Annotated in this window: 18 protein-coding genes; 16 read left to right on the forward strand and 2 right to left on the reverse strand. The window is 66.5% G+C overall.

Annotation, left to right across the window (positions count from 1 at the left end; genetic code table 11):
* The 13 genes from ACLP9N_RS37260 to secA form a co-directional block, all read left to right on the forward strand.
* Positions 1–362, forward strand: a 362-nt coding sequence (locus ACLP9N_RS37260) for a fatty acid desaturase (RefSeq protein WP_442412091.1), incomplete at its 5' end; no start/stop codon positions are given.
* Complete coding sequence (locus ACLP9N_RS37265; protein WP_442412092.1) at positions 359–538, forward strand: rubredoxin; 180 nt, start codon at positions 359–361, stop codon at positions 536–538. The genes ACLP9N_RS37260 and ACLP9N_RS37265, both read left to right, overlap by 4 nt.
* Complete coding sequence (locus ACLP9N_RS37270; RefSeq protein ID WP_442412093.1) at positions 535–717, forward strand: rubredoxin; 183 nt, start codon at positions 535–537, stop codon at positions 715–717. The genes ACLP9N_RS37265 and ACLP9N_RS37270 overlap by 4 nt, the downstream gene beginning before the upstream one ends.
* 26 nt (positions 718–743) lie before the next feature.
* Complete coding sequence (alkX, locus tag ACLP9N_RS37275) at positions 744–1,361, forward strand: TetR family transcriptional regulator AlkX (protein WP_442412094.1); 618 nt, start codon at positions 744–746, stop codon at positions 1,359–1,361.
* An 87-nt stretch (positions 1,362–1,448) separates the two neighbouring features.
* Complete coding sequence (ahcY, locus tag ACLP9N_RS37280; protein ID WP_442412095.1) at positions 1,449–2,927, forward strand: adenosylhomocysteinase; 1,479 nt, start codon at positions 1,449–1,451, stop codon at positions 2,925–2,927.
* Positions 2,928–2,949: 22 nt separating this feature from the next.
* Positions 2,950–3,582 carry a dTMP kinase gene (locus tag ACLP9N_RS37285; RefSeq protein ID WP_442412096.1) on the forward strand — a complete coding sequence of 211 codons (633 nt, stop codon included), beginning with the start codon at positions 2,950–2,952 and terminating at the stop codon, positions 3,580–3,582.
* A gap of 102 nt (positions 3,583–3,684) precedes the next feature.
* The gene (gene mtrA / locus ACLP9N_RS37290; protein ID WP_260744285.1) at positions 3,685–4,371 is read left to right on the forward strand and encodes a two-component system response regulator MtrA; all 687 of its coding nucleotides are present in this window, start codon (positions 3,685–3,687) and stop codon (positions 4,369–4,371) included.
* 58 nt (positions 4,372–4,429) lie between these two features.
* The gene (mtrB, locus tag ACLP9N_RS37295) at positions 4,430–6,121 is read left to right on the forward strand and encodes an MtrAB system histidine kinase MtrB (protein WP_442412097.1); all 1,692 of its coding nucleotides are present in this window, start codon (positions 4,430–4,432) and stop codon (positions 6,119–6,121) included.
* 12 nt (positions 6,122–6,133) lie between these two features.
* On the forward strand, positions 6,134–7,888 hold the full coding sequence (lpqB, locus tag ACLP9N_RS37300) for an MtrAB system accessory lipoprotein LpqB (protein WP_442412138.1): 1,755 nt from the start codon (positions 6,134–6,136) through the stop codon (positions 7,886–7,888).
* 64 nt (positions 7,889–7,952) lie between these two features.
* Positions 7,953–8,792 carry a hypothetical protein gene (locus tag ACLP9N_RS37305; protein ID WP_442412098.1) on the forward strand — a complete coding sequence of 280 codons (840 nt, stop codon included), beginning with the start codon at positions 7,953–7,955 and terminating at the stop codon, positions 8,790–8,792.
* 37 nt (positions 8,793–8,829) lie between these two features.
* Positions 8,830–9,471, forward strand: a complete 642-nt coding sequence (locus ACLP9N_RS37310) for a ComF family protein (RefSeq protein WP_442412099.1) — start codon at positions 8,830–8,832, stop codon at positions 9,469–9,471.
* A 317-nt stretch (positions 9,472–9,788) separates the two neighbouring features.
* Positions 9,789–10,487, forward strand: a complete 699-nt coding sequence (gene hpf, locus ACLP9N_RS37315) for a ribosome hibernation-promoting factor, HPF/YfiA family (RefSeq protein ID WP_442412139.1) — start codon at positions 9,789–9,791, stop codon at positions 10,485–10,487.
* 126 nt (positions 10,488–10,613) lie between these two features.
* A complete protein-coding gene (gene secA / locus ACLP9N_RS37320) occupies positions 10,614–13,496 on the forward strand; it encodes a preprotein translocase subunit SecA (RefSeq protein ID WP_442412100.1) in 2,883 nt (960 codons plus the stop codon).
* Positions 13,497–13,506: 10 nt separating this feature from the next.
* Here secA and ACLP9N_RS37325 read toward each other — a convergent pair whose 3' ends face one another.
* Positions 13,507–13,971, reverse strand: coding sequence for an SRPBCC family protein (locus ACLP9N_RS37325; protein WP_442412101.1), 465 nt, complete (start codon positions 13,969–13,971; stop codon positions 13,507–13,509).
* Positions 13,972–13,986: 15 nt separating this feature from the next.
* Positions 13,987–14,517, reverse strand: a complete 531-nt coding sequence (locus ACLP9N_RS37330) for an Rv3235 family protein (RefSeq protein WP_442412140.1) — start codon at positions 14,515–14,517, stop codon at positions 13,987–13,989.
* 261 nt (positions 14,518–14,778) lie between these two features.
* Between ACLP9N_RS37330 and ACLP9N_RS37335 the strand changes: the two genes are divergently transcribed.
* The 3 genes from ACLP9N_RS37335 to ACLP9N_RS37345 are packed head-to-tail and all read left to right on the forward strand — an operon-like array spanning position 14,779 to position 17,584.
* Positions 14,779–16,200, forward strand: coding sequence for a WS/DGAT/MGAT family O-acyltransferase (locus tag ACLP9N_RS37335; protein WP_442412102.1), 1,422 nt, complete (start codon positions 14,779–14,781; stop codon positions 16,198–16,200).
* 29 nt (positions 16,201–16,229) lie between these two features.
* Positions 16,230–17,093: a polyphosphate kinase 2 gene (gene ppk2 / locus ACLP9N_RS37340; RefSeq protein WP_442412103.1), complete on the forward strand. Its 864-nt coding sequence runs from the start codon at positions 16,230–16,232 to the stop codon at positions 17,091–17,093.
* The gene (locus ACLP9N_RS37345) at positions 17,093–17,584 is read left to right on the forward strand and encodes a DUF6912 family protein (protein WP_442412104.1); all 492 of its coding nucleotides are present in this window, start codon (positions 17,093–17,095) and stop codon (positions 17,582–17,584) included. The genes ppk2 and ACLP9N_RS37345 overlap by 1 nt, the downstream gene beginning before the upstream one ends.
* The last annotated feature ends 22 nt before the right edge of the window (positions 17,585–17,606 follow it).

Here is a 17,606-nt window from a genome sequence, read left to right on the forward strand (position 1 = left end):
ACGGGCTGCTGCGGCAGAAGAACGCCACCGCTTCCGGAAAAGGCCGCTACGAGCGCTGCGCGCCGGTGCACAGCTGGAATTCCGACCACATCGTGACCAACCTGTTCCTCTATCACCTGCAACGGCACAGCGACCACCACGCCAACCCCACCCGCCGCTACCAGACGCTGCGCAGCATAACGGGCTCGCCCAACCTGCCCAGCGGATACGCGTCGATGATCTCGCTGACCTACTTCCCCCCGCTGTGGCGCAAGGTGATGGACCACCGGGTGCTCGCGCACTACGACGGCGATATCACCCGGGCTAGCCTGCAGCCGCGCCTTCGGGAGAAGATCCTGGCCCGTTACGGAGCGCAGGCATGACGGCCAGCTACCAGTGCCCGTGCTGCGATTACGTCTACGACGAGGCCAAAGGCGAACCCAGGGAAGGCTTTCCGGCGGGCACTGGGTGGGAGCAGATTCCCGACGACTGGTGCTGTCCCGACTGCGCGGTGCGCGAGAAACCGGATTTCGAGAGATTGGGAGCAGCAAACAAATGAGTGACTACAAACTCTTCCAGTGCGTCCAGTGCGGCTTCGAGTACGACGAGGCGCTGGGCTGGCCCGAAGACGGCATCGCACCGGGCACCCGCTGGGACGACATCTCCGACGACTGGAGCTGCCCGGACTGTGGCGCGGCCAAATCGGACTTTGTGATGGTGGAGATCGCTCGATCGTGAGTCCGCCAAACACTATCGTCGCGCCTGTGAAGCGGATTCCTTACGCCGAGGCCTCGCGGGCGCTGTTGCGCGACTCTGTCTTGGACGCGATGCGCGACCTGCTGCTGACCCGCGATTGGTCGGCGATCACGCTGTCGGATGTGGCCCGCGCCGCGGGCATCAGCCGGCAGACTATCTACAACGAATTCGGCTCACGGCAGGGCCTGGCGCAGGGGTATGCCCTGCGCCTGGCCGATCGCCTGGTCGACACCGTCCACGCCGCCCTGGACGCCAACGTCGGTGACATCTCCGAGGCGCTGCTGCAGGGTTTTCGACGGTTCTTCGCCGAGTCGGCGGCCGATCCGCTGGTGATCTCGCTGCTGACCGGCGTCGCCAAGCCCGACCTGCTGCAGCTGATCACCATCGACAGCGCGCCCATCATCACCCGCGCGTCGCAGCGATTGGTTTTGGCGTTCACCCAGACCTGGGTGGCCACCAGCGATGAAGACGCCGGCGTGATTTCGCGGGCCATCGTGCGGCTGTGCCTGAGCTACGTGTCGATGCCGCCCGAGTCCGACTTGGCTGATGGGGGAGACGTCGCCGCGGACCTGGCCCGGTTGATGGCGCCGTTCGTGGAGCGCCACGGGGTGATGAACGTTCCCTGATCGGCGTGGCCATCGGGTCGTAAATGTCACCGGCTAGAGTGGCGGCGGAAGAATATACCCAAGCTAACTAAGAGGATGAGCTCCCCCATGACGACGACCGAAAAGGCGCTGACTCCCGACGTGCGTAACGGCATCGATTTCAAGGTCGCCGACCTGTCGCTGGCGGATTTCGGCCGCAAGGAACTCGATCTGGCCGAGTACGAAATGCCCGGACTGATGTCGCTGCGCCGTGAATATGCCGAGGTCCAGCCGCTGAAGGGGGCCCGCGTTTCGGGTTCCCTGCACATGACGGTGCAGACCGCAGTGTTGATCGAAACCCTCACCGCGCTGGGCGCCGAAGTCCGCTGGGCCTCGTGCAACATCTTCTCGACCCAGGACCACGCCGCGGCGGCGGTCGTCGTCGGCAAGCACGGCACCCCGGAGGAGCCCAAGGGTGTGCCGGTGTTCGCGTGGAAGGGCGAGACGCTCGAGGAGTACTGGTGGGCCGCCGAGCAGATGATGACCTGGCCGGACCCGGACAAGCCGGCCAACATGATCCTCGACGACGGCGGTGACGCCACCATGCTGGTGTTGCGCGGCATGCAGTACGAGAAGGCCGGCGTGGTCCCGCCCGCGGAGGAGGACGACTCCGCGGAGTGGAAGGTCTTCCTGAACCTGCTGCGCACCCGCTTCGAGACCGACAAGGGGAAGTGGACCAAGATCGCCGAGTCGGTCAAGGGCGTCACCGAGGAAACCACCACCGGCGTGCTGCGGCTCTACCAGTTCGCCGCGGCCGGTGACCTGGCCTTCCCGGCGATCAACGTCAACGACTCGGTCACCAAGTCCAAGTTCGACAACAAGTACGGCACCCGGCACTCCCTGATCGACGGCATCAACCGCGGCACCGATGCGCTGATCGGCGGCAAGAACGTCTTGATCTGCGGCTACGGCGACGTCGGCAAGGGTTGCGCGGAGGCCGCGAAGGGTCAGGGCGCCCGGGTCAGCGTCACCGAGATCGACCCGATCAACGCGCTGCAGGCGCTGATGGAGGGCTTCGACGTGGTAACCGTCGAGGACGGCATCGCCGCGGCCGACATCGTCGTCACCGCGACCGGCAACAAGGACATCATCTCTCTCGAACACATGAAGGCGATGAAGGACCACGCCATCCTGGGCAACATCGGCCACTTCGACAACGAGATCGACATGGCCGCCCTGGAGCGCTCCGGTGCGACGAGGCTGAACATCAAGCCGCAGGTCGACCTGTGGACCTTCGGTGACAGCGGCAAGTCGATCATCGTGCTCTCCGAGGGCCGCCTGCTGAATCTGGGCAACGCCACCGGTCACCCGTCGTTCGTGATGAGCAACAGCTTCGCCAACCAGACGATCGCCCAGATCGAGCTGTGGACCAAGAACGACGAGTACGACAACGAGGTGTACCGGCTGCCCAAGCACCTCGACGAGAAGGTAGCCCGCATCCACGTCGAGGCCCTCGGTGGGCATTTGACCAAGCTGACCAAGGACCAGGCCGAGTACCTCGGCGTCGACGTCGAGGGTCCCTACAAGCCGGATCACTACCGTTACTGAGCCTCGACGCTAGGCTCGCGCCGTGCTGATCGCGATCGAGGGGGTCGACGGCGCCGGCAAGCGGACTCTGACGGACGGGCTGAACAGTGCCTTCCGCCAGGCTGGGAAGTCGGTGGCCACCCTCGCGTTCCCGCGATATCAGCGATCAATAACCGCCGACATCGCGGCCGAAGCCCTGCACGGCCAGCACGGTGACCTCGCGTCGTCGGTGTATGCGATGGCCATGCTGTTCGCGCTCGACCGCGCCGGGGCAGTCGGGGAAATCGCGGCGCTGGGTCGCGACCACGACGTGGTGATCCTGGATCGCTACGTCGCCTCCAACGCGGCCTACAGCGCGGCGCGCCTGCATGAGGACTCGGCGGGGGAGGCCGTCGCGTGGGTGGGCCAACTCGAATACCACCGGTTCGCGCTGCCCCCACCCGACTGGCAGGTCCTGCTCGACGTTTCCCCCGAGCTCGCCGGGCAGCGGGCCCGCAGCCGCGCCGACACCGAACCGGGCCGGGCGCGCGATGCCTATGAACGAGACGACGAACTTCAGCACCGCACCGGCGCAGTGTATGCGGATCTGGCCGCCGCGGGGTGGGGCGGGCGATGGCTGGTGGTCGACGCCGACGTCGATCCGAGGCGGCTGGCGGCCGCTCTGGCCGACACTTAGCGGCCCACAAGCCGGATTTTGGGGGTTTCTGCGCTATATTTACGCCCCCGACGCACGAAACGCCCGTGTGGTGCGCCGACTTTGTCCCCATCTGGTGACACCATGGACTCCATGAGGCAAAGGATTCTGGTCGTCGACGACGACGCTTCGCTGGCCGAGATGCTGACCATCGTGCTGCGCGGGGAGGGTTTCGACACCGCGGTCATCGGCGACGGCACTCAAGCCCTGACCGCGGTGCGCGAGCTGCGCCCCGATCTGGTGCTGCTGGACCTGATGCTGCCCGGCATGAACGGCATCGACGTGTGTCGGGTGCTGCGCGCCGACTCCGGCGTTCCGATCGTCATGCTCACGGCCAAGACCGACACCGTGGACGTGGTGCTGGGCCTGGAGTCGGGCGCCGACGACTACATCATGAAGCCGTTCAAGCCCAAGGAGCTGGTCGCCCGGGTGCGGGCGCGGCTGCGCCGCAACGACGACGAGCCGGCAGAGATGCTGTCCATCGCCGACGTCGAGATCGACGTGCCGGCGCACAAGGTCACCCGCAACGGCGAGCAGATCTTCCTGACACCGCTGGAATTCGACCTGCTGGTCGCGTTGGCGCGCAAACCGCGCCAGGTGTTTACTCGTGATGTGCTGCTCGAACAGGTGTGGGGATACCGGCACCCGGCGGACACCCGTTTGGTGAACGTGCACGTCCAGCGTCTGCGGGCCAAGGTCGAGAAAGACCCGGAGAACCCGACCGTGGTTCTGACCGTTCGAGGAGTGGGATACAAGGCCGGACCTCCGTGATCCGCGGCGGCGGCGATGCATCGCGCAGCGATGCTAGGGAGGCAGAGGAGCGCCGCCATTGATCTGGGGCTCGCGCCAACGCACTCGTAGTCGTTGGGGACGCACCGGTCCCATGGCCCGCGGTGTGGGTGCGGCGAGCCGAGCCGTCGGCATTGCCTGGCGCCGATCGCTGCAGCTGAGGGTCGTGGCGTTGACCCTGGGACTTTCGCTGGTCGTGATCTTGGCGCTCGGCTTCGTGCTGACCAGCCAGCTCACCAACCGTGTGCTCGACGTCAAGGTCAGGGCCGCCATCGAACAGATAGAGCGGGCGCGCACCACCGTCAGCGGGATCGTCAACGGTGAGGAGACGCGGTCGCTGGACAGCAGCCTGCAGCTGGCACGCAACACGTTGACGTCGAAAACCGACCCGGCCTCGGGCGCCGGACTGGCCGGTGCGTTCGATGCGGTGTTGATGGTGCCGGGTGACGGCCCGCGCGCCGCCAGCGCGGCCGGACCCGTCGATCAGGTGCCCAATGCGTTGCGTGGTTTCGTCAAGGCCGGGCAGGCGGCCTACCAGTACGCGACCGTGCACACCGAAGGGTTCTCCGGGCCGGCGCTGATCATCGGCACGCCGACGTCTTCGCAGGTGGCCAACCTGGAGCTCTACCTCATCTTTCCGCTGAAGAACGAGCAGGCCACCGTCACGCTGGTGCGGGGCACGATGGCCACCGGGGGCCTGGTGCTGCTGGTGCTGCTCTCCGGCATCGCGGTGGTGGTGTCCCGCCAGGTGGTGGGGCCGGTGCGGTCGGCATCCCGGATCGCCGAACGATTCGCCGAGGGGCATCTGTCCGAACGGATGCCGGTGCGCGGCGAAGACGACATGGCCCGGTTGGCGGTGTCGTTCAACGACATGGCCGAAAGCCTGTCCCGGCAGATCGCCCAGCTCGAGGAATTCGGCAACCTGCAGCGGCGTTTCACCTCCGACGTCAGCCACGAATTGCGCACGCCGCTGACCACCGTGCGGATGGCCGCCGACCTGATCTACGACCACAGCGACGATCTCGACCCCGCGCTGCGACGCTCCACCGAGCTGATGGTCAGCGAGCTGGACCGGTTCGAGACGCTGCTGAATGACCTGCTCGAGATCTCCCGGCACGACGCCGGTGTGGCCGAGTTGTCGGTCGAGGCGGTCGACCTGCGCACCACGGTGAACAACGCGCTGGGCAACGTGGGCCACCTGGCCGAGGAGACGGGTATCGAGCTGCAGGTGGACATGCCCGCCGAAGAGGTGATCGCCGAGGTTGACCCGCGCCGGGTCGAGCGGATCCTGCGCAACCTGATCGCCAACGCCATCGACCACGCCGAGCGCAAGCCGGTGCGGATCCGGATGGCCGCCGATGAGGACACCGTCGCGGTCACCGTGCGTGACTTCGGGGTCGGGCTGCGGCCGGGCGAGGAGAAGCTGGTGTTCAGCCGATTCTGGCGCTCGGACCCGTCCCGGGTGCGGCGCTCCGGCGGAACGGGGCTGGGCCTGGCGATCAGCGTCGAGGACGCGCGGCTGCACCAGGGCCGGCTGGAGGCATGGGGCGAGCCGGGTGAGGGCGCCTGCTTCCGGTTGACGCTTCCCCTGGTTCGCGGCCACAAAGTCACCACCAGTCCGCTGCCTATGAAACCAATTCCGCAGCCGGCACAACCGGCCGCCGACGCAGCCGGCCAACAACACGGCAAGGACCGTCAGCGCCAGCCCGAGCCCGCCGAGTGGAGCGGGTAAGTGCGGCGCCTCGTGAAGAAACTCGCGCTCTTGTTACTGGCCGTGTTGCTCGCCGGCTGCGCGGGGATACCCAGCTCGTCGGCCCCGCAAGCCATCGGCACCGTGGAACGACCGGCACCGTCGAACCTGCCCAAGCCGACCCCGGGCATGGACCCCGACGTGCTGCTGCGCGAATTCCTCAAGGCCACAGCCGATCCGGCCAACCGGCACCTGGCGGCGCGGCAGTTCCTCACCCAGTCGGCGTCCAACTCGTGGGACGACGCCGGTAGCGCCCTGCTGATCGACCACGTGGTATTCGTCGAAACCCGCGGCGCCGAACGGGTTTCGGCGAACATGCGGGCTGACATCCTGGGCTCGTTGTCCGACGTCGGGGTGTTCGTGACGGCCGACGGTGTGCTGCCTGACCCGGGTCCGGTCGAGTTGGTCAAGACCTCCGGTGGCTGGCGAATCGATCGGCTGCCCAACGGGGTCTTCCTGGACTGGCAGCAATTCCAGGCCACCTACAAACGCAACACGCTGTACTTCGCCGACCCGACCGGCAAGACCGTGGTTCCCGATCCGCGCTACGTCGCGGTTGCCGATCACGATCAGTTGGCCACCGAGCTCGTCTCCAAGTTGCTGGCCGGCCCACGACCGGAAATGGTGCACACGGTCCGCAACCTGCTCGCCCCGCCGCTGCGGCTGCATGGGCCGGTAACCCGCGCCGACGGCGGCAAGAGCGGGATCGGGCGGGGTTACGGCGGCGCGCGCATCGATCTGGAGAAACTGTCCACCACCGATCCGCACAGCAGGCAATTGCTTGCCGCGCAGATCATTTGGACGCTGGCTAGGGCGGACATCAGAGGGCCGTACGTGATCAACGCGGACGGCGCACCGCTGGACGACAGGTTCGCCGACGGCTGGACCACCTCCGATGTCGCCGCCACCGACCCGGGCGTGGCCGACGGCGCGGGCGCGGGGTTGCATGCGTTGGTCAACGGGTCGCTGGTCGGGCTGGACGGGCAACGGGCCACCACCGTGCCCGGAGCTTTCGGGCGCATGGGCGACCAGACGGGTGCCGCGCTGTCGCGCAGCGGGCGCCAGGTGGCGTCCGTGGTGACCCTGCGACGCGGCGAACCGGACATGGCGGCCTCGCTGTGGATCGGCGATCTCGGTGCCGAGGCGGTCCAATCCGCCGACGGGCACACCCTGTCGCGGCCCAGCTGGTCGCTGGACGACGCGGTGTGGGTGGTGGTCGACACCAACAACGTGCTGCGGGCGATTCAGGAACCGGCGTCGGGCCAACCCGCGCGTATTCCGGTGGATTCGGCGGCAGTGGCCAGCAGCTTCCCCGGGCCGATCACAGACCTGCAGCTGTCCCGGGACGGGACGCGTGCCGCCATGGTGATCGGCGGCCAGGTGATCCTTGCCAGCGTCGAGCAGACGCAGGCCGGACAGTTCGCCCTGACCTACGCGCGGCGACTGGGTTTCGGGCTGGGTAACTCGGTGGTGTCGTTGTCCTGGCGAACCGGTGATGACATCGTCGTTACCCGCACCGATGTCGCGCACCCGGTGTCGTACGTGAACCTCGACGGGGTGAACTCGGACGCGCCGACTCGCGGTTTGCAAATTCCGCTGTTGGGGATCGCGGCCAACCCGTCGACGGTGTACGTCGCGGGTCCGCAAGGGGTCCTTCAGTATTCGGCGTCCGTCGCCGAAAACCAGCAGGGCTGGTCGGAGGTGACAGGGTTGACGGTGGCCGGCGCAGTGCCGGTAATGCCCGGGTGAGTGGCTGACGGCAGCGCGGGGCGGCGCTAACCTCAGAAATATCCTCGCAGAGGAGTCGCTTGCCATGCCGCCCAAAGTTCCGCGTTTGCGGTGGGACGATCCGCTCCGCGCGCTGGAGATGCTGGGCTCGTTATGGTCGTCGACCGGGCTGCCGTCCGTCACCGCCGGAGCAGCGCAGGCAGTGGCGGCGCCGTACCGGACGCTGTTCACCACGCTGCAGCAGCTGCTCGTCGGCAAGCGAGTCACCATCCGCATGGGCGAGCACGATGTGACGCTGACCGTCACCGAGCTGGATTCAGAGCTCGAGGCGCGCGGCTTGGCGGTCGGTCAGCTCGGCGAGGTCCGGGTGGCCGCGTGCGACATCGAGTGGGGCGACCAGCACCTCCGGCGCGCCGTTGCCGTCCTGCGAAACGTGCACATCCTTCCGGGCGTACCGCCGGTGGTGATCGCCTCGCCGATCAGGTTGTCGACGACGGTGCCGGCACAGATCTTAGATGACATGTTGCGTCAGGCGGCGCCGCGGCTGCACGCGCAACTGAACGGGGACAGCACGGCCCAGTTGCACTGGGCGCGCCGCCCCGGCTGGGGAAGCCTCGAGGTCGACGTTGACGTGGTCGGGATGACGTTGTGGGTGCGGCCACGCGCGCTGGTAACCGGGCTAACCAGGCAAAGGCGATGGAAACTGCCGGGGCGGACTCCCGCCCACCCGGTGCCGCTGCCCGACTTGCCGCACGGGCTGCTGGTCACCGGCGTCACCCTCGGCTTGGATTCGCTGGAGATTTCGGCCCTGCTCCCGGAGTGGCGGATGGACTTGCCGCTGAGGCATTTAGAAGACGTCATCAGCCAGTTGAGCCAGGGTGCGCTCAGTTTCACCTGGCCGTCGCTGTTGAGAGGTTTCGACTGAGCTGCCGGCTGTCACCGCCGACCGGCACACTGCGGGGGTGCTCGACCTGATCCTGCCGCTGGAATGCGGGGGTTGCGGGGCGCCCGCCACCCGCTGGTGTGACACCTGCGCCAAAGAGCTGTCGGCGGCCGCCCAGCAGCCGGTTGTGGTGAACCCCCGCATCGACCCGCAGGTTCCGGTGTTCGCGCTCGGCCGCTACGCCGGTGCCCGTCGCCGAGCGATCCTCGCGATGAAGGAGCGTGGCCGGGGCGACCTCGTCGCGCCGTTGGCGCGGGTGCTGGCCGTCGGTGTGCACCGGCTGCTGGTGTGGGGCATGGTCGAGACCCCGCTGACGATCGTGCCCGCGCCGACGCGGCGTTGGGCGGCGCGCCGGCGCGGAGGCGACCCGGTCACCAAAGTCGCAATGGCCGCGGTGGCGGGTCATCCGGAGATCGGCGTCGTCCGCGCGTTGCGCATGCGGGCGCTGGCGCGCGACTCGGTGGGCCTGACCACGTCCGCGCGCGAGCGCAATGTTGCGGGCCGGGTGCTGCTGCGCGATGAGCCCGGAAAGCTGCTGGGCACCGAAGTCGTAGTCGTCGACGACGTCGTCACCACTGGGGCGACGGCGCGCGAGTCCGTCCGGGTGTTGCAGTCCGCCGGGACCCGGGTGGCCGCGGTGTTGACTATCGCGTTCGCGTGAATCCGCTTAGCTTCCGATGAGAACATGTGAAGAACTCGCAACAGACTGGGCAAAGTGGTGGCACGCCGAGGCGAACACGAGCTAACGTCGAAAACAACCTCAGGGGTTAATTGGGACTTAATGGTCGCGATTTCCCAGCTTCAGACGGCACCGCGGGAGGAGGTGAGTATTCGACCCCTTGCACCGGCGGGCAGCCTGCGCGGTAACCACTGTGAAACCGCTCCAACCCCCGTCGGCGCGCGTTCTTGTCAAAGCCGACGCGCAGGGCGCGCGTGGCGTTAAAGAGAAACGAGTTGTCGCGTATGTCAAGGCTTACCGTGGAATCCGGTCAGGTTCTGGACCAAGCACCGGTGGGAATCGACGAGCCAGTCGAACCGGCTGAGGCCGCTGAGGTGACCGCCGAGGTCGTGTTCAAGGGTCGCAACGTCGAGATCCCCGATCACTTCCGCATCTATGTCTCGCAGAAACTCGCCCGATTGGAACGGTTCGACCGAACCATCTACCTGTTCGATGTCGAGCTCAATCATGAACGCAACCGTCGCCAGCGTAAGTCCTGTCAGCGCGTGGAGATCACCGCGCGGGGGCGCGGGCCGGTAGTCCGCGGCGAGGCGTGTGCCGACAGCTTCTATGCCGCGCTCGAGTCGGCGGTCGTCAAACTGGAGAGCCGGCTGCGCCGTGGCAAGGACCGGCGCAAGGTTCACTACGGCGACAAGACTCCGGTTTCCCTGGCCGAGGCCACCGCGGTGTTCCCGCCGCCGGAGAAGGCCTTCAACGACCAGCCGGCCGAGCCGCACGATCACGTTGCCAAACAAGGAGAAGCGGTAACGGATCACGTGCCGGGGCGGGTCGTGCGCACCAAGGAGCACACGGCCACGCCGATGACGGTGGACGACGCCCTCTATGAGATGGAGCTCGTCGGACACGACTTCTTCTTGTTCTACGACAAGCAGACCGAACTGCCCTCGGTGGTCTACCGCCGGCACGCCTACGACTACGGATTGATCAGGCTGGCCTGATCGCCTCGGCCTGTTCAGGCCCGGCCTTGATCGGGCCGGGCCGACGATCGGCGGTCATCGCGGGGTTGTCACCTACGATGGGAGTCGCCTCGTAGAAGAAGACTCCTACCAACAGGGGACATAGCTGTGCTGTCGAAGTTGTTGCGCCTCGGTGAAGGTCGCATGGTCAAGCGCCTCAAGCGGGTGGCCGACTATGTCAACACGTTGTCCGACGACGTTGAGAAGCTCAGCGACGCCGAGCTGAGGGCCAAGACCGACGAGTTCAAAAAGCGGCTTGCCGACCAGAAAAACCCAGAGACCCTCGACGACCTGCTGCCGGAGGCGTTCGCGGTGGCCCGCGAGGCGGCGTGGCGGGTGCTCGACCAGCGCCCGTTCGACGTGCAGGTGATGGGTGCGGCCGCGCTGCATCTGGGCAACGTCGCGGAGATGAAGACCGGTGAGGGCAAGACTTTGACCTGTGTGTTGCCGGCCTATCTCAACGCCCTGGCCGGCGAGGGCGTGCACATCGTCACCGTCAACGACTACCTCGCCAAGCGCGACAGCGAGTGGATGGGTCGCGTGCACCGCTTCCTCGGGCTACAGGTCGGAGTGATCCTGGCCCAGATGACCCCGGACCAACGCCGGGTGGCCTACAACGCGGACATCACCTACGGCACCAACAACGAGTTCGGCTTCGACTACCTGCGCGACAACATGGCCCATTCGCTCGACGATCTGGTGCAGCGCGGGCACAGCTTTGCCATCGTCGACGAGGTGGACTCCATCCTGATCGACGAGGCCCGCACGCCGCTGATCATCTCGGGTCCGGCCGACAGCGCCTCCAACTGGTACACCGAGTTCGCCCGGTTGGCCCCGCTGATGGAAAAGGACGTCCATTACGAGGTCGACCTGCGTAAACGCACCGTCGGCGTGCACGAACTCGGTGTGGAGTTCGTCGAGGACCAGCTCGGCATCGACAACCTCTACGAGGCCGCCAACTCCCCGCTGGTCAGCTACCTGAACAACGCGCTGAAGGCCAAGGAGCTGTTCAACCGCGACAAGGACTACATCGTCCGCGACGGTGAGGTGCTCATCGTCGACGAGTTCACCGGCCGCGTGCTCATCGGCCGCCGCTACAACGAGGGCATGCACCAGGCCATCGAGGCCAAGGAGCATGTCGAGATCAAGGCCGAGAACCAGACGCTGGCCACCATCACGCTGCAGAACTACTTCCGGCTCTACGACAAGCTCGCCGGCATGACCGGCACCGCCCAGACCGAGGCGGCCGAGCTGCACGAGATCTACAAGCTTGGCGTCCTCAGCATCCCGACGAACAAGCCGATGATCCGCGAAGACCAGTCCGACCTCATCTACAAGACAGAAGAGGCCAAATACATCGCGGTCGTCGACGACGTCGCCGAGCGCTACGAGAAGGGCCAACCGGTGCTGATCGGCACCACCAGCGTGGAGCGCTCGGAGTATCTGTCGCGGCAATTCACCAAACGGCGCCTCCCGCACAACGTGCTCAACGCCAAGTACCACGAACAAGAGGCGGCCATCATCGCCGAGGCGGGCCGTCGCGGCGGGATCACCGTGGCCACCAACATGGCCGGCCGCGGCACCGACATCGTGCTGGGCGGAAACCTCGACTTCCTGACCGACCTGCGGCTGCGGGCACGCGGCCTGGATCCGGTGGAGACGGCCGACGAGTACGAGCAGGCCTGGCACGAGGAATTGCCCCTCGTCAAGGAGGAGGCCGCCGCGGAGGCCAAGGAAGTGATCGAGGCCGGCGGCCTGTACGTGCTGGGCACCGAACGCCACGAGTCGCGGCGTATCGACAACCAGCTGCGCGGCCGCTCCGGCCGCCAGGGGGACCCCGGCGAGTCGCGGTTTTACTTGTCGCTGGGAGACGAGCTCATGCGCCGCTTCAACGGCGCCATGCTCGAGACGATGCTCACCCGGATCAACCTTCCCGACGACGTTCCCATCGAATCCCCGATGGTGACCCGCGCGATCAAGAGCGCACAGACCCAGGTCGAGCAGCAGAACTTCGAGGTGCGCAAGAACGTCCTCAAGTACGACGAGGTGTTGAACCAGCAGCGCAAGGTGATCTACGCCGAGCGTCGCCGCATTCTCGAAGGCGAGAATCTGCAGCAGCAGGCCACCGACATGCTGGTCGGCGTCATCACCGCCTACGTCGACGGCGCCACCAGCGAGGGCTACGCCGAGGATTGGGATCTCGACGCGTTGTGGACGGCGCTCAAAACGCTGTATCCCGTTGGGATCACCGCCGATAGCCTGACCCGGCAGGACCTGGAGTCCGAGCGCGACGAGCTCACCCGTGACGAGTTGCTGGACGCGCTGGTAAAAGACGCCGAACGCGCTTATGCCGCAAGGGAGGCCGAGCTCGAGGAGCTGGCGGGCGAGGGGGCGATGCGCCAGCTGGAACGCAACGTGTTGCTCAACGTCATCGACCGCAAGTGGCGCGAGCACCTCTACGAGATGGACTACCTCAAGGAAGGCATCGGGCTGCGAGCGATGGCGCAGCGCGATCCGCTGGTGGAGTACCAGCGCGAGGGCTACGACATGTTCATGGCCATGCTCGATGGCATGAAAGAGGAGTCGGTCGGCTTCCTGTTCAACGTCACCGTGGAGGCGGTGCCCGCCCCGCAGGTGGCCCCCATCGGTGAGACCGAAACGCCTGAGGGGCTGGCGGAATTGGCGGCGGGCGAAGAGGCTCCCGCCGTTGCGACGCAGCAGGACGGCGCCGACGGCGCCCCCGCCGCGGCACGCCAGGAGGTGCCAAGCACCTTGCGCGCCAAGGGTATTGACAACGAGGCGCCCGCGCTGACCTATTCCGGACCGTCCGAGGACGGCTCGGCGCAGGTGCAGCGCAATGGCGGTGCCTCCGATGAGACGCGGAAGACCCCGGCCGGGGTGCCGGCCGGCGCCAGTCGCCGGGAACGGCGGGCGGCCGCGCGGCAGCAAGGACGCGGCACCAAGCCGCCGAAATCGGTCAAACGGCGTTAGTCCGCCAAAGCTAGCTCTCGAGAAGCTTGGCGATCCGCTCCAGCGTGGCGCGCATGCCGTCCGCGGTCTGTTCGGGAATCGAGCCGCTGGTGATCATCCGCTTCTGCTTGTCCTGCGATACGTCCCACGTTTCGCGCACCAGCGTGCCTTCAGGGGCGGCCTCAAGTTCGTAACGCCAGATGCGGCCACCGACGCGACCGCCGAGAAACGTCGTCTTCCACGCGATGCGCCGGTCCGGCTCGTATTCGATGACCGTGTTGTTGGTGCGGTACGGGATGAACAGCGTTTCCTTACGTCCTCGCATCGCCATCCCGAATTTCGCACCCATCGCCAACGGAACCGACGCTTGGGAAGCGTGATTCACCGAGTCCGTACCGTCGATGCTGGCGTGTTTGCCCGCGTCGGCCAATAGCGCGAAGATCTTGTCGGGCGCCGCTTTGATGACACGCTCGACGCTGACTGTGTTGCCGTCCATCCGTCAACTAAAGCGTCATCCGATGTGCAGGGCAACCACCAGCCATCGCGTGCCCGCCGCAGTGTTTGCTGTGTTCTCAGTGGGTACCCGTTCCACCCGGCAGGCGATGGCGTGGATCCGGTCCCCACGGCTGTACGTGCCGAAAACCTCGGCCGCGGTGTCCGGATTGTGACGGCCGACGGGTTGAAGACGCATCCGGCGCAGCACTGCGGCGGCTTCTGATCCGGCGCTCGATCCGGCGAGCGACCGGCCGGCCGAAAGGACCGAGTCGACGAGGCTGGGTGCCAGCAGCGGCCGCAGCTGGGTTGCGGGACGACGGCGGTCGATAACTTCCAGCACTCGGCGCAGCGCGGCGTCGGCGAAGACTGCCGCCTGGCGCATAGACGGTGACATGACTTCCCGAGCCGGCGCGGCCTGCGGGTGCGGATTGCCGCGCTGGCCGGGCGCACGGGGGGTACGGCGCCGCAACGTCGCGTGCGATGATTGCCGGCACTGCGGAACGTTCTGGACGTTGCGGGTCGGCGGCTCGTACTCGGCGACGGGCATGACTGCGAAGGTGTCGCGGCTGGGTGGGCTCACGAGCGGGCTGATGGCGCTACTGGTCAAGGGGCACTCTCCAACGCATCGATCGGACGGGGAGCCTGCTGGAGAGTGGCAGACGGGTGTTGTGCGCGGTCATCATCGCACAAACGGGCTCGGCGCGTACCCGCGCCGCCAAGGGCCCGAGCCGGCGGTTACGGTGGGCTCGCGCGACATCGGTCGGCAGCGACGAATCGACGACGAATCGACAAGGAGGACAGGGCCGTAATGGTGACCCGGTTGTCCCCTGCGGACGCGTCGTTCTACCGGCTGGAGAACACGGCCACCCCGATGTACGTCGGATCGCTGTCCATCCTGCGCCGCCCGCGCGCTGGGTTGAGCTACGAGACGCTGCTGGCCACCGTCGAGCAGCGGCTACCCCAGATACCGCGGTACCGGCAGAAGGTCCGGGGACTCACGGTCGCCCCCATGGCCAGGCCGGTGTGGATCGACGATCCCGACTTCGACATCACATACCACGTCAGGCGCTCGGCGCTGCCGTCGCCGGGCAGCGACGAGCAGCTGCACGAGCTGATCGCCCGGTTGGCCGCGCGGCCGCTCGACAAGTCGCGGCCGTTGTGGGAGATGTATCTCGTCGAAGGCCTGAACAAAAACCGCCTCGCCCTCTACACAAAATCGCACCAAGCGCTGATCAACGGCATGACCGCGCTCGAGATCGGCCACGTCATCGCCGATCGCACGCGGCGTCCGGCGCCGTTCCCCGAAGACATCTGGATACCGGAGCGCGACCCCGGCAACACCCGGCTGCTACTGGGCGCGCTCGGCGACTGGGTGATGGGCCCGGGCTCACAAATGCAGGCGGTCGGGTCGGCGATCGCCGGAATGGCAACGAATACCGGGCAACTCATCGACGCCGGTCGCCGGGTCTTCGACGTCGCGCGGTTGTTGGCGCGCGGCACCGCACCCAGTAGCCCGCTGAACGCCACCGTTTCGCGCCACCGGAGGTTCACGGTCGCCAGTGGCAAGCTTGAGGACTATCGCGCCGTGCGAGCGCGGTACGACTGCGATGTCAACGATGTGGTGCTGGCGGTGGTGACCGGCGCCCTCCGCAACTGGCTGATGTCGCGCGGTGAAGGGGTGCCGCTGACCGCGACGATCCGGGCTATGGCGCCGCTCTCGGTCTATGCCGACGACGCGCTCGACTCAACCGGTCCCGGGCAGCCGATCGGCCAGGTGACACCGTTCCTGGTTGACCTTCCGGTCGGGGAGGGCAACGCCGTGGTGCGGCTGTCGCAGATCGCCCACGCCACCGAATCGAACCCAACGGCGGCAAGCCTGGTCGACGCCAGGACCATCGTCACCCTGTCGGGCTTTGCACCACCCACCTTGCACGCCATGGGTATTCGGGTGGCCACCAGCTTTCCCACTTTCTCGCGGCGGACGTTCAACCTGTTGATCACCAACGCTCCCGGGGCTCAGTCCCAGATGTACATCGCCGGCACCAAGTTGCTGGAGACCTACGCCGTGCCGCCGCTGCTGCAGAACCAGGCGCTCGCGATCAGTGTGACTTCCTACAACGGCATGCTGTATTTCGGGATCAATGCCGACCGCGATGCGATGAGCGATGTCAACCTCCTGCCGGCACTGCTGAACCAATCGCTTGACGAGCTTTTGGAAGCTTCTCGGTAGTTTGTGGCGCGCGGATATAACATCCGTCCATGAGCACTGCGACAAACGACGGCGCGCCGGCGAAGGTGAAGAAAAAGAAATCAAGTGCACCGGCCGCGCGCAAGATTTCCGACGCTGTCTACGAAGCCGAATTATTCCGGCTGCAAACAGAATTCGTGAGGCTGCAGGAGTGGGTGCGGCATTCCGGCGCGCGTCTCGTGGTCATCTTCGAAGGCCGCGACGGAGCGGGCAAGGGCGGCGCCATCAAACGGATCACCGAATACCTCAACCCGCGGGTCGCCCGCATCGCGGCGCTGCCCGCGCCGAGCGATCGGGAACAGGGCCAGTGGTACTACCAGCGCTATATCGCCCACCTGCCCGCGAGGGGAGAGATCGTGCTCTTCGACCGGTCGTGGTACAACCGCGCCGGCGTCGAGAAGGTCATGGGATTCTGTACGCCGCAAGAATATACGCTGTTCTTGCGGCAGACGCCGATCTTCGAACACATGCTCATCGACGACGGGATTCTGCTGCGCAAATATTGGTTTTCGGTCTCCGAGGAGGAGCAGTTGCGCCGGTTCAGGGCGCGGCGCAGCGACCCCGTCCGGCAATGGAAACTCAGCACGACGGATCTGGAATCGGTGTTTCGGTGGGAGGACTATTCGCGCGCCAAGGACGAGATGATGGTGCATACCGACATACCGGCCAGCCCGTGGTATGTGGTGGAATCCGAAATCAAGAAGCACGCACGGCTGAACATGATGGCCCACCTGCTGTCCACGATTGAGTACCAGAAAGTGGAACAGCCCAAGGTTAGACTGCCGAAACACCCGATCGTGAGTGATAACTACATACGGCCGCCGCGTGAGCTGTCGACATACGTCGATGACTATGCGGCCACCTTGATCCGGTAATGCGGGTCTACATCCCGGCCACCGTGGCCATGTTGCAGCAACTCGTAACCGACGGCTCGCTGTGGCCGGTCAACGGCACCGCATTCGCGGTGACACCGACCTTGCGCGAGGCCTACGCCGAGGGCGACGACGACGAGCTCGCCGAGGTGGCGTTGCGTGAGGCGGCGCTGGCATCACTGCGCCTCCTCGCGGCCGACGCCGAGACGCTACGGCGTCGCGCGGTGCTGGCCGTCGAGGTCGACGAGGCCAAATATCGTCCCGATCTCGACGCCGCGGTCGTCAGGCTCGGCGCGCCCGTCGCGATCGACCACGTCATCGCCGCCTTCGTCGACAACGCCGACGCCGAGCCGGCAGTCGCCGCGGCGATCGCAGTCATCGACGCCGCCGACCTGGGCGATGAGGACGCGGACCTAGTAGTCGGCGACGCGCAGGATCACGATTTGGCCTGGTACGCCACCCAGGAGCTGCCGTTTTTGCTTGACCTGCTCTGAAGCGGGCTGGATACGGTACCGT

Origin of the sequence: Mycobacterium sp. (assembly GCF_052144515.1) — a bacterium.
GTDB lineage: Bacteria > Actinomycetota > Actinomycetes > Mycobacteriales > Mycobacteriaceae > Mycobacterium.